General features: G+C 38.6%; 8 protein-coding genes and 3 pseudogenes. 7 read left to right on the top strand and 4 right to left on the bottom strand.

The genetic code is table 11. The features are described 5' to 3' along the window. Window positions 1-98: 98 nt before the first annotated feature. Window positions 99-487, bottom strand: a pseudogene (locus AACX38_RS13730) (transposase); the annotation flags it as partial. Here AACX38_RS13730 and AACX38_RS20785 point away from each other — a divergent pair. The 4 genes and pseudogenes from AACX38_RS20785 to AACX38_RS13715 all read left to right on the top strand — a co-directional run. Next, a pseudogene (locus AACX38_RS20785) lies at window positions 487-683 on the top strand (IS1-like element transposase); the annotation flags it as partial. The pseudogenes AACX38_RS13730 and AACX38_RS20785 overlap by 1 nt on opposite strands. Before the next feature lie 82 nt (window positions 684-765). Beyond that, window positions 766-1,800, top strand: a complete 1,035-nt coding sequence (locus AACX38_RS13725; RefSeq protein WP_228863028.1) for an IS110 family transposase — start codon at window positions 766-768, stop codon at window positions 1,798-1,800. A 231-nt stretch (window positions 1,801-2,031) separates the two neighbouring features. After that, window positions 2,032-2,109 (top strand): annotated as a pseudogene (locus AACX38_RS13720) (IS1 family transposase); the annotation flags it as partial. 365 nt (window positions 2,110-2,474) lie between these two features. Further along, on the top strand, window positions 2,475-3,473 hold the full coding sequence (locus tag AACX38_RS13715) for a tyrosine-type recombinase/integrase (RefSeq protein ID WP_370630591.1): 999 nt from the start codon (window positions 2,475-2,477) through the stop codon (window positions 3,471-3,473). A gap of 128 nt (window positions 3,474-3,601) precedes the next feature. Here AACX38_RS13715 and AACX38_RS13710 read toward each other — a convergent pair whose 3' ends face one another. After that, the gene (locus AACX38_RS13710) at window positions 3,602-4,702 is read right to left on the bottom strand and encodes a hypothetical protein (protein ID WP_228863027.1); all 1,101 of its coding nucleotides are present in this window, start codon (window positions 4,700-4,702) and stop codon (window positions 3,602-3,604) included. A gap of 726 nt (window positions 4,703-5,428) precedes the next feature. Here AACX38_RS13710 and AACX38_RS13705 point away from each other — a divergent pair. Then, on the top strand, window positions 5,429-10,489 hold the full coding sequence (locus AACX38_RS13705) for an RHS repeat domain-containing protein (RefSeq protein ID WP_228863026.1): 5,061 nt from the start codon (window positions 5,429-5,431) through the stop codon (window positions 10,487-10,489). Window positions 10,490-10,629: 140 nt separating this feature from the next. On the opposite strand, the gene uspE is transcribed toward AACX38_RS13705, so the two are convergent. Both uspE and AACX38_RS13695 read right to left on the bottom strand, forming a co-directional pair. Next, on the bottom strand, window positions 10,630-11,574 hold the full coding sequence (gene uspE / locus AACX38_RS13700; RefSeq protein ID WP_228863025.1) for a universal stress protein UspE: 945 nt from the start codon (window positions 11,572-11,574) through the stop codon (window positions 10,630-10,632). A 124-nt stretch (window positions 11,575-11,698) separates the two neighbouring features. Beyond that, window positions 11,699-12,454 carry an FNR family transcription factor gene (locus AACX38_RS13695; RefSeq protein WP_228863024.1) on the bottom strand — a complete coding sequence of 252 codons (756 nt, stop codon included), beginning with the start codon at window positions 12,452-12,454 and terminating at the stop codon, window positions 11,699-11,701. A gap of 366 nt (window positions 12,455-12,820) precedes the next feature. Between AACX38_RS13695 and AACX38_RS13690 the strand changes: the two genes are divergently transcribed. Continuing rightward, window positions 12,821-13,717, top strand: coding sequence for a dimethyl sulfoxide reductase anchor subunit family protein (locus AACX38_RS13690; protein ID WP_228863023.1), 897 nt, complete (start codon window positions 12,821-12,823; stop codon window positions 13,715-13,717). A gap of 307 nt (window positions 13,718-14,024) precedes the next feature. Then, entirely contained in the window at window positions 14,025-15,989 is a 1,965-nt protein-coding gene (locus AACX38_RS13685; protein ID WP_228863022.1) for a pyridoxal phosphate-dependent decarboxylase family protein, read from the top strand. Window positions 15,990-16,404 lie beyond the last annotated feature (415 nt).

Genomic DNA, 16,404 nt, shown 5'->3' with positions numbered 1-16,404 from the left:
GGCCTCTTATTTTCGCCAAAAAACTGGTCACCCGAACTATCATGCCATGACCTATGTTATCAGAAGGTCATGCTCCCAATAATTAACCCCAATTCCGTTTAAGCCATTGCTGAAATACCTCCTTCTGAGTAGAAAACCTTCAGTGATGGCTTCTTCTCCTGAAGGCAGTAAGCAATCAATCCGGTTAAAACAGTTAACAAAAATCCAGTCATACTTCGGTGACGAGAATGTTTTATTTGAGCGATATTTTTTAACTGCCCATTAATCGTTTCAATAATAAAACGTTTTTAAGCATGATCTTATTCCACTCAGCCAATGCACGTGCTTTCATGTTACGGCGATTTTTCGTGATAAAGGTGATATCCGTTTTAGCTAAATCATCCGCTAATTCTTGACTCAGATATCCTTTGTGTCCGTAAAGAGAACCCGTTAAAACTTTTGATAATTCGCGAACAGGCTGCCGATCATTCACATTACCCGGGGTCACAAGCCTGTACACTCGGAGTGAAAGAACAAATCTTTGATATGGAAGAGAATAATGGTGGTATCAGAGACACCGCTCGCGTCCTGAAGGTCGGTATCAACACCGTTCTTCGCACGTTAAAAAACTTGAACCAAGACAAGTAACGACACGGCCTCTGGCGGGAAGTGACATCCATATTATCTGTGAAATCGACGAACAGTGATGTGATGGACGTCCCCCTTTTCCCGCTATAAACAGGGTCATCCTGTTATCCGGTGCACTGAGTTTCGGGAGAACACATCATGAATACGATCAAAGTCGTTGGCATTGACCTCGCCAAAAACGTTTTTCAGATCTGCGTCTGGATGGCAGACGGTTCCGTTGCCTCTAACAGAAAGATTTCACGGCAAAAATTTCTTGATGCAGTACGGGCTTTCCCTCCGGCAACGCTTATTGCCATAGAAGCGTGTGCGACTTCTCATCATTGGGGTAGGACACTGCAGGCAATGGGATATACCGTCAGGCTCATTCCCACGCAGCATGTCAAAGCCTTTAGCCACCATCAAAAGAACGATGCGAATGATGCACTCGCTATCTGTGAGGCAGCTTGTCGTCCGGGTATCCATTTTGTCCCGATCAAAACCGTGGAACAGCAAGATATCAAAGCACTGCGTAGCGCCCGACAGCTTATGGTGGAACAACGGACTGCACTTGCCAATCAGATACGGGCTTTTCTGGCTGAATTGGGACTGATTATTCCTGTGGGTATCCAGCAGCTGAGACAACATCTGCCTGATATTCTAGAAGATGAAAGCAACGTTTTGTCTTTCGCCCTACGGCATCTACTGCATACCTTGTGGGAAACCCTGTGCACGCTGAATAAACACATTCATGATATGGAGAAAGAAACGGAAGCTTTGTCCTGCCAGCAAGTGGGCTATCACTCCCTGCTGACCATTCCCGGTGTGGGACCTCTCATTGCGGCTGCCTTCGTGAGTGAAGTCAGTATCGCCCAGTTTGCTAATGGCCGACAACTTTCTGCCTGGTGCGGGCTGGTTCCCCGGCAACATAGTTCGGGTGGAAAAAACCGTCTGTCTTCCCTGAGCAAAAATGGTAACCGTCATCTCCGAACGTTAATGATCCACGGAGCCCGTGCCGTGATGCGCTGTGCCCCAAAACGGAATGACCGCTTAGGCGAGTGGCTGAGAGCACTGATTACTCGATGTGGGGTTTTGAAAACAACAGTCGCCTTAGCCAACAAGCTGACTCGGATTATCTGGCGTATTCTGAAAGATAATGTGGAATTCAATATGAAGAAGGCTTTTTCTATCAATTAATTGAATAAATTGAAACAGACGCTTTAACTGAGTTTGCAAACACTGATGAAAAAACGGCTACCGTCCCTGTCATAGCCTGAGAATGACCAAGGCAATAACATGCCCGAGCAGTGATAAGGAAGCAGGGTGCGGATGACATCATGGCGCGAACAAGTGAGTTCATTATGACGCCGGATATATGGCAGCAAACCGTATCGACTCAATGCTTGCATAACCGGGGGCGTCCATATATGGTCATTTGTCGGTCACAAGAAGAATCCGCGCTGGCTTTGGTATGCCTGGGAGCCAAAGAAGAAGCAAGTAGTAGCGTTGTCTCAATGACTGAAGGGGCAATGCTGCATCCTGAATATATTGAGCGGGCGATACAATGTATGTGATGCAAGGACTCCCAATCATACTTCTCGCCAAAATTCCAAGCATCTTAAAGTTAGTTGCTATAGTAGAAGACATTTCATTCAAACATTGATCTAGCAGTTTTTGATAATCTGATGTCAATAATATCAAAAGGTTATGTGTAATAAGCTATTCCTTATGTACAAATTTCTGCTTCTTGATTCGTCTACTTATTAAAATATACATTTGAAAAAGTAAGGTTCGAGCAATAAAATGGTGTGGGTCATTAGCCCCACTTTTTACGTAGAGCAATCAATAAATATTGGGATCAGGAAGCAGTTATGCACAATGAAGATGAAAAAAATACAGAGAAACAATCATTGATTGTGCTTTCCAGTGAGCAAAAAAAACAGGGAATGGGTATGTCAATATCGGTACCTGATAATCAGGTATATGACAATCCGGCTATTGCCTATCTTGTCAGTTTGGGATCAAAACGAAGCCGACAGACAATGAAATCATTCCTTAATATTGTGGCAAAAATGTTGGGGTATCAGAATGTGCGGGATTGTTCATGGAGTGATTTGCGGCGGCATCATATACAGGCTGTAATGGAAATGCTCTCTGATTCCGGAAAAGCTCCAGCAACAATTAATACTTATCTTTCAGCTCTGAAAGGTGTTGCTTTAGAAGCATGGACAATGAAACAACTTGATACCGATAGTTTTCAGCACATCAAACAAGTACGGTCTGTCAGGGGAAATCGTTTACCGAAAGGGCGGGCACTTGAGCGACATGAAATTAAAAATTTATTTTATGCCTGTGAAGATGATATCAGTACAAAAGGTTTACGTGATGCAGCCATTATTGGCATTCTGGTGGGGTGCGGTCTGCGCCGATCAGAAATTGTTTCATTAGATATGAAAAGTATTATTTATCGCGAGCAGGCATTAAGGGTAATGGGAAAAGGTAATAAAGAACGTTTATCTTATATGCCGGAAGGAACATGGAGACGATTAAATCGTTGGATAAATGAAGTCCGCGGTGATCATGCCGGTCCATTATTTACTCGTATCCGGCGTCATGATGATGTAACTGATAGTCGTCTTTCAGATCAGGCTATTTATCATATATTGGAAAATCGCAGAGTTGAAAGCGGGATAGAAAAATTTGCTCCGCATGATCTACGCAGAACTTTTGCTTCAGCCATGCTGGATAATGGCGAAGATATTGTCACAGTCAAAGATGCGATGGGGCACTCAAGTATCACAACAACTCAAAAATATGATCGACGTGGAGATGAGCGTTTGAAAAATGCAGCCAGAAATCTGAATTTCTGACGGGTGATGAAAATGTAAAATTAGCTACATTTTATTTACTATTATCAGAGAGTAATGGAGACACAGTATGCTCAAAAAACTGTGTCTCTTGTTGTAAAGCTGTAGCTTCTAAGAGTCTAATTTTATATTCAAATATTATTTTCAAATGTAATAATTTGCTGGCCATCCTCTATTTTTATTTCAACTCGCAGAGTTCTAGACTCATTTCCATATTCATCGTGAAATTTTAAATTTGCTGTATTTTCTTTTTCAGGCGTTTCCTTCCATAATTCTTTCATATTTGCTTCGAACCATAATTCACTGAAGCTAATCAAACCCTTAGCCTCATCGTTTGTCGTAGTAATTTCTGCTTGTGGTCTAGTTGTATATGTTGTTGTTCTCATCCCATTCCCAAGGGGTTCTTCATATTTATAAGTAGAATCTATAATATCTCCGGCCGTTCTTTCATCTTGAAAATCCCCCCAGAGAAACCAGATATGAAGGTTAGCATAATACTTAAGGTGGGCCATTTTATGGTACTCGGGACTTTCCTTGTTTTTATCCTCCCGTGTATTCCATATAGTTATATCATGTATTAAGTATTTAATCCTGTAATAATGATTGGTTTGATTCCATGGAAAATAAAAATCCTTGTCGGACGTTTCGTGACCATTAATGGTCCTTTTATCCACGTGTTCATGAATTTTATATTTTCCTGACTTTATTGATGTTTCTGAGTACTTATAAATATCCTCCTTGGAATAGATAATAGGTCTTTCAGCTTTAATTAAAATGCCTTTAGGTGACTTAAATGTTTTTTTATTCAGTATGAATTTGGCTCCTATTGTTAATTCTGCAATTTGTTTAGATGTGACCCAATAGATTTTTTTTTGATCTAGGTCAGTGTATTGAGGTAGTGAATTAGAAAATTGTGAACTTTGTTCTAAATAAGGGGAAGGATAAAGATGAGTGTAATCATTTTCGACATCACTGTATGACCATTCACCTGATAATTTTTCACCTGTAGCCATGTTAATCAATTCGATGCTATCTAATTCCTCATCAGTTAATTTAACTATACGATTATTATCGTCAGTAGCTAGTATGATAATCTTAAGACCACATTGCATTTTCCCGTTAGCAAATATTTTTCCTGCTGGTGTTCCTGAATATGTTTGCAAATGAAATTTTGATAAATTACTAGGCAAAAGTTTTTCGGATTTATTATTGTATTCATTCTTCTTGTTCATTTTGATTTTCCTTATTTTTAATAAATATTATTTAATGGAATTTATAATTATGTCTAGGTTGATAATAATAAATTAATTTATTTAATAATTAGAGTGTTTTTGGAACCACTTATACGAAAGCGAAAACTTAGTAAGTTTCTATTCTATTATAGTTGCTATTCGTACTTATGAGACATACAGGAGAGAAATTATATTTAACCTCTGAAATATTTATGAATCCTATTGCTTTAATCCATTGTTAATGCTTGGGATTTAAAATTTTATCCACTTGATTTTGAAGTATTAAATAGATTATTGGTTGTATTAATTCAAAGAGTAGGATTGAAAGGATAACTAATCAGTTGGTTGAATTAATTTAAAATAAATATTTTATACTTTTAATTAATTGCTATATGGAGTTTTTGTTCTATACTTAATTGGTAACTTGTATCCATATCATTGGGTATCATTTCAAAAACGACAGAACACCAACTAGGCTGTATTCGTTAAAAAATACCATGTATATATACTCTTCATTTTTTTAATGATTAGTTTTTAGTTATTAGTTTTCCTTATTGTTAAGATATAGAGAGGAAAGTGTTTTTTTTAAATTCTGATATGTTCTTTAAGTTATCTTAAGCTTGTTAATGAAATTTAATTAATATTAAATTTTCATAAAAATGTTCTATTTATTTTTATGAATTCTTTCTATATTAATTTTTTTGTAGTTAATCCATGGGGAATTTTATGAGTGATATTAAAAAAAGAAATCCATCTTCATTGGGTTCTGAGGCTAATTTTTTTTCGAATGCTAACAATTTCCAAAGTGCTGTCATGGGGAAAGTTGATCCAAGGACAGGTTTATTTAACTATCTAATGCCAATTATTAATTTGATAGGAAATAACCAACTAGGGCCAGAACAATCAATTACACTTTATTACAATCCGCTTAATGTTGCTGACATTGGTTTCGGTAAGGGATTTTCCCTCGGATTTACCCAGTATGATGTAAAAAACAGGGTTTTGGTATTATCAACAGGTGAGCGTTATAAGGTGGATGAATCTGACAAGGCGGTTCTTCTCCGACAATACAAGCAGGATGTGGTGCGATTTGAAAAGGATGTGGTTCAGGACGTTTATCGAGTGATCCATAAATCCGGGTTGGTTGAAATATTGACTGGCCCTCTTGATGCTTCTGATGTTAAAGTTCCTAAGAAATTAGTTAATTCTTTCGGACATTATTTAACATTTGACTGGTTATATGAGATGGATGAAGCGCCTCATCTCGCGTCCATTTCAGACGAAACGAGTAAATTATTAAATATTAATTATAAGAAGGATATTTGCACTGAAATTACTGTCTGGCCTGGCTCATCTGAGGCGTATAATATTGAGCTAATCTTTTATAATAATAAGATTAGTCAGATAAAAAACAGGACACCAAACCAAATATTGAGTTGGGAGTTGGATTATGACCCAGATAGTGAGTTTTTATGTCAGGTTTCAACGCCAACAGGATTAACGGAATGGGTTATGTATAATCCTAACGGACATCAATTTCCGCAGGGTGCCTATTTGCCCTCTTTACCCTACGTTACGCAATATATGCAATATACTAAGGACGGGGTGGTAATAGTCCGGGATTATGAGTATACGGATTTAAATTTTCTGGGTTATGGAGCTAAAGAGGGAAGTCATGATGATTGGGACAGTGATGACGACTATCTTTATAATGTTCTGAGTGATTATCTGTATGGCTCAAAAGAAATCTGCCATGAGGGGCAAACCCAGCGCGTAATTACCCGCCGCTATAATAATTACCACCTGCTGGTTTCTGAAACCATTGAACAGGATGGGTGTATACGCGAGCATCAGACGGAATATTATGCGCAAAGGTGGGAGCGTTTTAATAAGCAACCCCCTCAGTTCCAGATGCCAAAATCGGCGATAGTCCGCTTTATTTCAGATAACGGCCAGCGGGAGGAGATGCTTCAGACAGAGTTCGATGCGGCAGGAAATCCAACTATGCAGATTGCCCCGGATGGTACCCGCACGGACTGGGTTTATTATCCGGTAGACGGGGAGTTGGTGCCTTTGGGTAAAGATTGCTACGGCTGTCCGGCTGACCCCTACGGATTTGTCCGTTATGTGAAATCTATGACCATCACCCCAGGTAAAGCATCTCTGGAAGGAGCCTATAATGATGCCCCTGTCCATAAAGTAGATTATGGTTATGAGCAATTGCCCATACTTCCCGATATATCTATACCTTATAACATAGTGTCCCCACCATATGCTGTAGTGCGTACCCGCCAGAGGTGGTCTAGTTCAGATCAGCGATTACATGAAATTCAGACTAATTATGTGAAAGACGTTAATTCTCCGAATCATGGGCGTATTGATAGCATTGATGAGACTGTGTATACACTTCCGGATAAAACGGGGGTTAATTCGACTGTGGAAGAATCATGGACTCGCCAGCAAATTTTTTCTTACAATATCAAAGGCGAAGCCTTTACTAAACATATAGAGTTAACTGGACATGACGGTCATAGTTTAAGTTCTTCTAAAACACAATCACGCTTTAGTGGGAAACTATGGTATGAAACGGATGCTCAAGGACGCACAACCCAATATATTTATGATGATCGTGGACGAATCCTTAAATGTATCAATAATGCTAATACTGACTATTTTCGTGAAGAAACTTATACTTATTCCATTGAGGACAATGGTTTTCTGACAATCACTAAAACTGATATATGGGGTAACCAGCGCCGAACCCGTTTTGATGGACTTGGGCGTGTTTACCAGCAAGAGATTCTGGAAAAAGGTCAAGAGGAACAAGGATGGCGGTTGATTCAGGAAAATCAGTATGACGGTTTCAGCCGAATAGTGTTGGAAACTAATTATGACTGGTTACCTGTGGGACAAAAAAATACCAAATTAACAAAAATCGCTTCTCAGAAATATTTTGAATATGATGATTGGGGACAGCAGTGTCGGGTAACTTTTAATACAGGTAATAATACAAGTAAGAGTTTTCTACAAAATTATGATCCTGTAACCCGTACTACACAGAGCACCACACAGGCTGACGGATTAAATTTTAGCCATAAAATTGTGGAGTATGATCAAAATAATCGACCAATCACTGTCAAATTATATGACAGCCAGCACAAACTCTATAATCAACAGACTTATCATTATGATGGCCTCGGTCGTTTGCGGGCTACTTTTGATGTTTTGGGAAAAGAAACTAAATACACCTATGACTTATTTGATCGGGTTTCGTCCATTAAATATAGTGATGGCTCAGTAATCAGAAAAACTTATGCTCCATTCAGTCTCGATAAATTAGTCACGCAAATTGAAATAGATGAACATATCTTGGGCACTCGTAGCTTTGACAGTCTACAACGTGTACATTCAACCACTAGTGGAGAACGTACATATAGATATAATTATCAGGGAAATTGTCCTTATCCTTACCAAACGACTGACCCATTAGGGCAAATTGTAACTCGTGAATATGAGCCATTGTTAATTAATGCATTAATGCATGTTAGCGCTGGCGAAATACAGCAAAATTTCACTTACGATAAAAAAACAGGTGTTCTGACTCAGGTTACTGCGGAAAATACTGTAACTAATGAAATGCGTTATACTCCTTCAGGTCATCTATATCAAAAAATTAGCCATTTTGATGATTCTGAAGTATCACGTATAGCAGAGTATACTTATTCTCCCATCGGTCAGTTGACGAGTTATCGGGATATCACTGGCAAAATTTGTCAGATGCAATTTGATAAATTTGGTCGCTTTATAGCAATTCAAGACACTGATGTAGAGATTACACAATCCTATGATGCGGCCAGCCGGGTTAATTATTGGAAAGTATATGATAAACAGCATGATAGAAACTTGATTACAACCCTAACCTTTGATGATTTTGGGCGTGAAGTAACCCGATGTATTAAAAGTGGAACAGAAACACTAATCCTGCAACAAAACTATACCATCAGTGGACAAATAGCCTCTCGCACCACTTATTCTCAGCAGTCTGGTCTGTTACGGAAGGAAATGTATACCTATGATCCAGACCGTCATTGGCTTACAGAGTATAAGTGCAATGGTTCAGAATTGCCGCGTGATGCTTACGGCTTAACTATTAACAGTCAGAGATTTTGTTATGATCAATTGGGAAATATATTAACCTGTACAACTTTCCTCTCCGATGGGAGCAAAGATACTGCTACTTTTACCTACAATAAAAATGATATTTGCCAGCTAGAAACAATCAACCATACACATCCTGCTTATCCAGCTACCATCAAATTGTCTTATGATTGCGCAGGGCGTTTAATTCAAGATGAATCCGGACGTCATTTGACCTATGATGCGCTAGGACGTTTAGCCTCTGTGAGTATCAATAATCAGATCAGCGATTATCTTTATGACGGCATTGACCGTTTAGTGTTACAACGAATTGGTTTTGATAAAACCCATGAAATTTATTATCAAGGTGTAACTCGTGTGGCCGAAGTTGTACGTGAGAGTAATGACGCCATGCGTTTCTTACGGGCACATGGCGAATCAGTTGCAACTGTAACAGCCAATGATACGCATTTATTGGGTTGTGATGGAAGTAGTAGTGTACTGTTAAGTTGTCAAGGAGATGGTAGTCAAACTCATTATCGTTATTCTCCGTATGGGCAACAGGCACCGGATGAACGTAACCCAGAATTGCCTTCTTATAATGGTGAACGTATTGATCCAATATGGGGAACATATCATTTAGGTAATGGTTATCGTACCTATAGTCCTGTATTGATGCGATTTACTGCACCAGACAGTCTTAGTCCATTCAGTGTTGGTGGTATTAATGCTTATGCTTATTGTCTGGGAGATCCTATTAATCGGAGTGACCCAAGTGGGCATGTAAGTATAGCTGGAATTATAGGGCTTATTTTGGGAGCTATTGGTGTAGTAGTCAGTGTAGCAACAGCTATTGCTAGTGGAGGGCTGTCTCTAGTTGGAATAGGGGCTATTGCTGCTGAGGTTACCAGTTTTGGATTGGGAGCTGGTAGTGAAGTTACAGAAAACAGTCATCCTATACTTTCTGGAATACTTGGTGGGCTTTCTATTCTTGCTGGAATTATCGGTATAGGAATAAGTGTAGCAGTAGCAAGAGGAATGCTGAAGGTAGGGAACAAGGTTATAATCAGATTTAATAGAGGACTGGAGCAATCTGAAAACTCTCTCAGAACAGCAGGTTCAGCTAATATCGCTGAACACAATAGTTGGCTACAAGATTATAATAATGTAAGGATGAATGGCGCAATTAGCAAAGTAGAAGGCACTGAAAATTTAGAGGCAGATATTAGCCTGATACGAGAAAAAAATTGGAACATGATGGTTAAGTTAGGTTTTAATATAAAAAGGAAGAACAATACTAGCCTATTATTTAATAATATAGTGAAAATTGAGGGGGAATCGGGTAGCCGCTCTTATACTTTAGGGGTAAATGAAACAATATTTGAAAATTTATATGTGCAATATATTGGGAAAGGATCTATAAGCAATGCATCTTCTGTCATTAATGAATTAAGACTTATAACACATGGTCTTGTTGAGAATGTTGAGGCTGAGCTCAACGGAGCTGAACTTATGAAGTATATGTCAGGTTTATGGGATAAAGGGAAATTCACAGGAAATTTTGAAGATTGGTTGCGTTCGGCTCTTAACTCAAACTGGACTACACATGATATGCCAGAAATATTTAAATTTTATAATCGATTGATTTAAGTCTAGCTTATTAACTCATGTTATGATCGCCTAGCCTGAATACTATTTTTTGATCGAAAGATAAAGAAAAGCATGCTGAAATTTAAGATATTTTTTATGTTTTTCATAAATAGATTTCCCGCCGCAAGCGGCGGGATTGTCTATTCTTCATCCACATTAATCGGGCAAACAAAACCTTCGGGTTTAATTGCCAACAAATCACATTTCAATCGGCCAATCACATGTTCGGCAGTATTACCAAGAAATGCGGCAGATAAACCAGTACGGCCAAGAATACCTAAAACGACCACGCCTGCATTGAGTTCATCACAAATTTCGGGAATGACGTTTTCCGGTAAACCTTCCTGAACGTGAGTTTGATCTTCACTAATACAAAATTTTTGTCTTAGCTCTTTCATTGCGACTAAATGCTGACCACGTAATGCTCGGTTATATACATTGGGATCAAAGTCAGGAAGTTCTGTTGCGATGTTTAAAGGAGCCGCAGGGTAGGCGCTGACCAGATGAATCCGGGGTTCTTTCACAATTCTGTTGGCAAGATCCTGTGTTTCATGAACTAATTTCAGATTGAGTTCGTTATGATAGGATTCTTCATTTGATAAATTGACGGCAACAACAGCAGAACCTTTCTCCGGCCATATCTGATCTTTTACCATCCAGACAGGGCAAGGACATTTACGCAACAAATGCCAGTCAAGTGGTGTAAAGATCATCGATTCCAGCAGAGAATGTTGATGTGCCATCTTTAATAACAAATCATGCTTTCCGGAGATAACTTCCTGAATAATCGCTTCATAGAAACGATTATGCCAGACTACTTTGATTTCAATATCAATCCCGGATTCAAGATAGTAGTGCGCCTGTTGTTTTATCCAGGCGATCCGTTGACCAATAACACCTTTACGCATCGCGTTTCTTTCTTCAGGAGAAAGTAACGTGGTCATATCGTATGAAAGATCATAAATGGGTAAGAAAGCTTTAATCCGGCCACCATTACGTTGCACGATATATACCGCGCGTCTTAACGCTGGCTGATCATCCTGATTCGGATCAATTGCAACTAAGAGGTTTTGATAGTTTGCCATATTAATCCCTCGCAGAGGCTGGATGTAATTTTTGTACGGAAGATAAACTATAGACAACTATAACAGGGGATAGGGTAGCCAGATCAGTAAAATATAGTGATCTGGCTTAAATTTTGAAACAACGCTACGTTACATTTGTATGGGCTTTGCCTGCAAGTTCAGTCAATTTTTCCATATTTTCGACAGCGATATACTTACCTTTAACGCTTAAAATACCATTTTTCTGGAATCGTCCAAGCAGGCGGCTGATTGTTTCAACGGTCAAACCGAGATAATTACCGATATCACCGCGGGTCATGGTCAGACGGAATTCGCGGGGAGAAAAACCGCGTTGGGCAAAACGACGGGACAAATTATAAACAAACGCTGCCAGCCTTTCTTCTGCGTTCTTTTTGGATAGCAAAAGGATCATGTCCTGATCACCTTTGATTTCACCACTCATCAAACGCATCATCTGTTGGCGAAGATTTGGCATTTTTCCGGAAAGATCATCCAGTGTCTCAAACGGGATTTCACATACCATTGAAGTTTCCAGAGCCTGAGCAAAGCTGGGGTGTTCAGTATTTATAATGGCATCGAACCCGACTAAATCACCAGCAAGATGAAAGCCTGTGATCTGCTCATCACCTTCTTCGGTGATAGTATAGCTTTTAATAGTCCCAGAACGGATAGCGTAAAGCGATTTTAGTGCATCACCAGCTTTAAAAAGCGTTTGCCCTTTTTGGATTGGTTTTTTACGCTCAATAATATTATCAAGCTGATCGAGTTCATGTTCGTTTAAAGTGAAAGGAATGCATAGTTGGTTAATACTGCAATCCTGACAGTGGATTGCACAACCACCTGATTGAATTCGCCTGATAATACGTTTTTCCGGGACCATAGGAAGCGCTCGTTAGAAATTATTGATGCCTGTCAATTTAACATATTTCGGCTGCTCTGATAAGAGCTTGCTTTTTATGTTAATCACTCACAGTTATTATCGAAGAAGAAAAAAATGAAATTTTGCTGCGATTCATGCATAACTTGCGTAAAATCTTGCATACTCGATATAACATTTCAATTAAACTTAAATTACATTAATAATATATACCCTTGGTCTTTCAAGTTGCTATTTTGTTGGCTGAACTCAATCAAATTGCTGACTATGCACCCGGAACACTCTTTTTTAGCCGCGATGCATCTTGAAATCCATTGAGTATAATACGTTGTAATAGCGGTGGTTTTACAAATAAATGGATGGATTAGCATGAGTGAATGGCTGTTGATTGCATTTACAATGATAGTGCAAAGTTCTATTGGTCTGGTATTGATGAGTGCACTTTATACTCATTTTTTTAATCGAAAAGCAGGGCCAGGGCAGAAACCAGAAGCTGTACCTGTTCGCAGAATTTTAGTCATCAGCAGTATTCTAGCCGGAATAGGGCTGCTCTCTTCTTTGGATATCATAGGATACCCATTCAGCGTATATCAGTTATTACAATTACATAACATAATGCAAGAGTGGATAAATACAGAAACAGCACTGGCTGCTATCTATTTTATTACTCTGAGTTTATATACGCTCTTTGTCCTGCTTACCAAGCAGAGCCATGCATATATTATGGCGGGAATTAGCGTTATTGGATTAGTTGATATTCACTACATGGTCAATATTTACTCTAATAGTGACATAATTACCTGGACAAATGTTAACACTTATTTTCTGTTTTATGGTGCAGTCTTTACTCTGGGGCCGGCACTGTCATTATCACTTATTGGTCAGTCTGGCAGGCAATTCATACGGGAAAAAATTCCGACTAAATTGCTCATGGCAGCACTAATCATTGTCTTTATCAGTGTGACAACGCGCTTAATTGAACAGCCGGCATACATGGGTTGGTTAGTAGAGGCAGTCACTGATGGTGAAACTGAAAATATCATTTTTCCCCACCAACCCGAAATTAACCTGAAAAGCGCATTTGGCTTCAGGATGATAACTTGGTGTTTATATATTCTTGCCATGACGATATGGGCCTATACATTGTGGAAAAGCAGAAATAAAACACTCATTCGCACAAGTTGTCCCATCTTATCAGGAACAATGATCATGCTGGTGGCTGAAATAATTAACCAATATATCTTCTTTGCCATGAGTAACGTCTAATTATTACTCAATTAATGAGTGCATACCCTCCATTTATTCCATTCTGCACAATAAAAAATGTAACACCAATACTTATTTTTATGTGCAGAAATACACCTTTTATCCATAAAGTCATATAAGTAGATAATTTCAGCTACTAATCTCTTTTTTCATTCATTTCTTTGTTTCCGTGCACAAATTCAAAGTATTTGTTAATTTCTTATTAAAGTTTTCGCTCGTATGTTTTATATCTGTATCCGTAGTTTGATTCATATAATGAATGGTTAATAAATAACAAAAAATAATAATCAGTGAGGATATTGTAATTATGCCTAAGCTATTTAATCCTAACTTAAATATTGATGCTCTGTTTTTAGGCCCAAAGTCAGAGAATGCTGTGTTCTTCAAAGAAATGATAGATTATGCAGTCAGTGAACACATGCACTGGCGTTCGGGGTTTCACCCTGAAGACGCGGCATTAGTAACATCTGTTGATCGCTATGAGCATAACTACAGAGAAACACTGTATCGAACTGAAGGAATACTTAATCAGTTGTCAGCAAAACTAAAAAATTCCTCTATCCCTTTCTTTTCTCCCCGTTATCTTGGTCATATCAACGCTGATACTCTGATGGTTTCTAACCTCGCTTATGTCATGGCGATGATGTACAACCCGAATAATTGTTCTTATGAAGTATCACCAACAACCACTGAACTTGAGATCGAATCAGGTTTAGATCTCTGCCGCATGTTTGGCTACGATCCACAACGAGCCTGGGGGCACATTACTTCAGGGGGTACAGTAGCAAACTACGAAGGCCTTTGGGTTGCCAGAAATTTGAAAACACTGCCTTTTGCTATTTCTCAACATCCTGAAACTAAAAATTTGCTCAGTCACAAATCCCCAAAACAGTTAATGAATATGCCCACAACAGAAGTGCTTGATTTAATCAGTGAGTTAAAAGAACAGGGGATATTTAATGAAATCCGTGATCTGACGTGTCGTGGTTCAGGAGTTAAACCGGAAGTTATAGGTAAGCTACTTGTTCCACAATCGAAACATTATTCCTGGGTCAAAGCAGCGGATATCTTCGGTATCGGTCAGGAGAATATTATTCCTCTACCTGTGAATGCAGAGTATCAGACTGATGTTGCCAAAATGCGCGAAATTACACTTTCCCTTATTGAGAAAGGAGAAGCCATTTTAGCTATGATTGCAATGGTAGGGACAACAGAAGTCGGTGCTATTGATTGTATTGATGAAGTCATTACGTTAAGAAAAGAGTGTGAAGAACGTTATGGCGCATCATTTTATATTCATGTTGATGCTGCCTATGCCGGATATGCCTGCTCTTTGCTGCTGGATGAGCAGGGGAAATTTATGGAATATGATGAGTTGGTTAAGAAGCATCAGGAACTTGGTTTGACTCCTGAAAATATTATTTGGCCTAAACCGGCAGTCTACCGGAGTTTCAAGGCATTGAAACATGTTGATTCGATTACAGTTGATCCCCATAAAATGGGTTTCATCCAATATTCTGCCGGTGCTATCTGTATGAAGGATAAGCGAATTCTTGATTTAATTTCCTCTCGTGCAGCTTATGTTTTTCAGGATAATTCCCCTCAAAGCGATTCATTAATCAATAACTTATCAAACAATAATAAGAATATATTAGGCTCTTCCATTATGGAAGGCTCGAAATCAGGGGCGACGGCCGCTGCATTATGGGCAGCTCATAGATTATTGCCTCTAAATATCAGTGGATATGGCAAAGTCATAGCTGCAGGGATAGTCACCGCAAATTGGTTATTAAATAACATAAAGAATATGCAACCTATAAAGGTTGGAAAATACCAATTTGAAATACATATCATGCCATCTCCTGATTTTCATATGATTAACTTTTCTTTTAAGGAAATCGGAAATGATAGCCTGCTGAATCACAATGCTCTCAATAAACGGCTCTATGAACTCTGTTCATATTCCACCGAGCGTGCTTATACCAACGACTTCATCACATCATCGACAATGTTGGGTTATAAAGATTACGGAGATACTCCTCGGCATTATGCTGAACAGTGTGGTTTTAGCCAGAGCGAATGGGAAAAAATACATCATATATATGTATTACGGGCAGCAGTAATGACACATTGTTTACGTGATCAGGAACACTTCGAAGAATATTGGGAGCAATTAAAATCCATTTTTGTGAAAAAATTAATTCAGCTTGTTGATGAACAAGAAAAATCATTATATCAAAAATCAGATTTCAACATTTCATTTCTTAGCTGATACGTGAAGAGAATACACCTAGTAAAATTTCAAGTTGTATCTCAGAAGTGAGGACACTGCAAACTCAGTTGACCCGGTCAAAGTCGGGTCTTCTATGACAGGATATGTGAGCAGAGCCAACAAAGGGGCAACTTGAAATCCATTGTGTATATATCCTTTGTCAGTTAGAGATAGTTCGATAGATTTGCTATTCGCTGAAATATACTGCTATTTCACTATTAAAACCTTACTTTTTCATAATTTAATATATTGATTTTTAATCATAATAATCAAAAAAATACCAGTATTGAGTCTTTGGTACAAAATAGACCATAATTCTGGTTTTTATTTATTGTGCTAAATTATTGTGATCCAGATAGCTGTTCTGGTTAAATATTTTTTAACACGATATTGACAGGGTAATAATGATTATTAC

Source organism: Xenorhabdus sp. PB30.3, from assembly GCF_963895965.1.
In the GTDB taxonomy this organism is placed as follows: domain Bacteria; phylum Pseudomonadota; class Gammaproteobacteria; order Enterobacterales; family Enterobacteriaceae; genus Xenorhabdus; species Xenorhabdus stockiae.
The sequence above is the reverse complement of the archived record's forward strand: the minus strand, read 5'-3'. Positions and strand labels throughout refer to the sequence as shown.

Coding starts and splice junctions, on each gene's coding strand:
- AACX38_RS13705 (WP_228863026.1), top strand. CDS start 5,429: ATGAGTGATATTAAAAAAAGAAATCCATCTTCATTGGGTTCTGAGGCT.
- AACX38_RS13685 (WP_228863022.1), top strand. CDS start 14,025: ATGCCTAAGCTATTTAATCCTAACTTAAATATTGATGCTCTGTTTTTA.
- AACX38_RS13690 (WP_228863023.1), top strand. CDS start 12,821: ATGAGTGAATGGCTGTTGATTGCATTTACAATGATAGTGCAAAGTTCT.
- AACX38_RS13715 (WP_370630591.1), top strand. CDS start 2,475: ATGCACAATGAAGATGAAAAAAATACAGAGAAACAATCATTGATTGTG.
- AACX38_RS13725 (WP_228863028.1), top strand. CDS start 766: ATGAATACGATCAAAGTCGTTGGCATTGACCTCGCCAAAAACGTTTTT.
- AACX38_RS13710 (WP_228863027.1), bottom strand. CDS start 4,702: ATGAACAAGAAGAATGAATACAATAATAAATCCGAAAAACTTTTGCCT.
- AACX38_RS13695 (WP_228863024.1), bottom strand. CDS start 12,454: ATGGTCCCGGAAAAACGTATTATCAGGCGAATTCAATCAGGTGGTTGT.
- uspE (WP_228863025.1), bottom strand. CDS start 11,574: ATGGCAAACTATCAAAACCTCTTAGTTGCAATTGATCCGAATCAGGAT.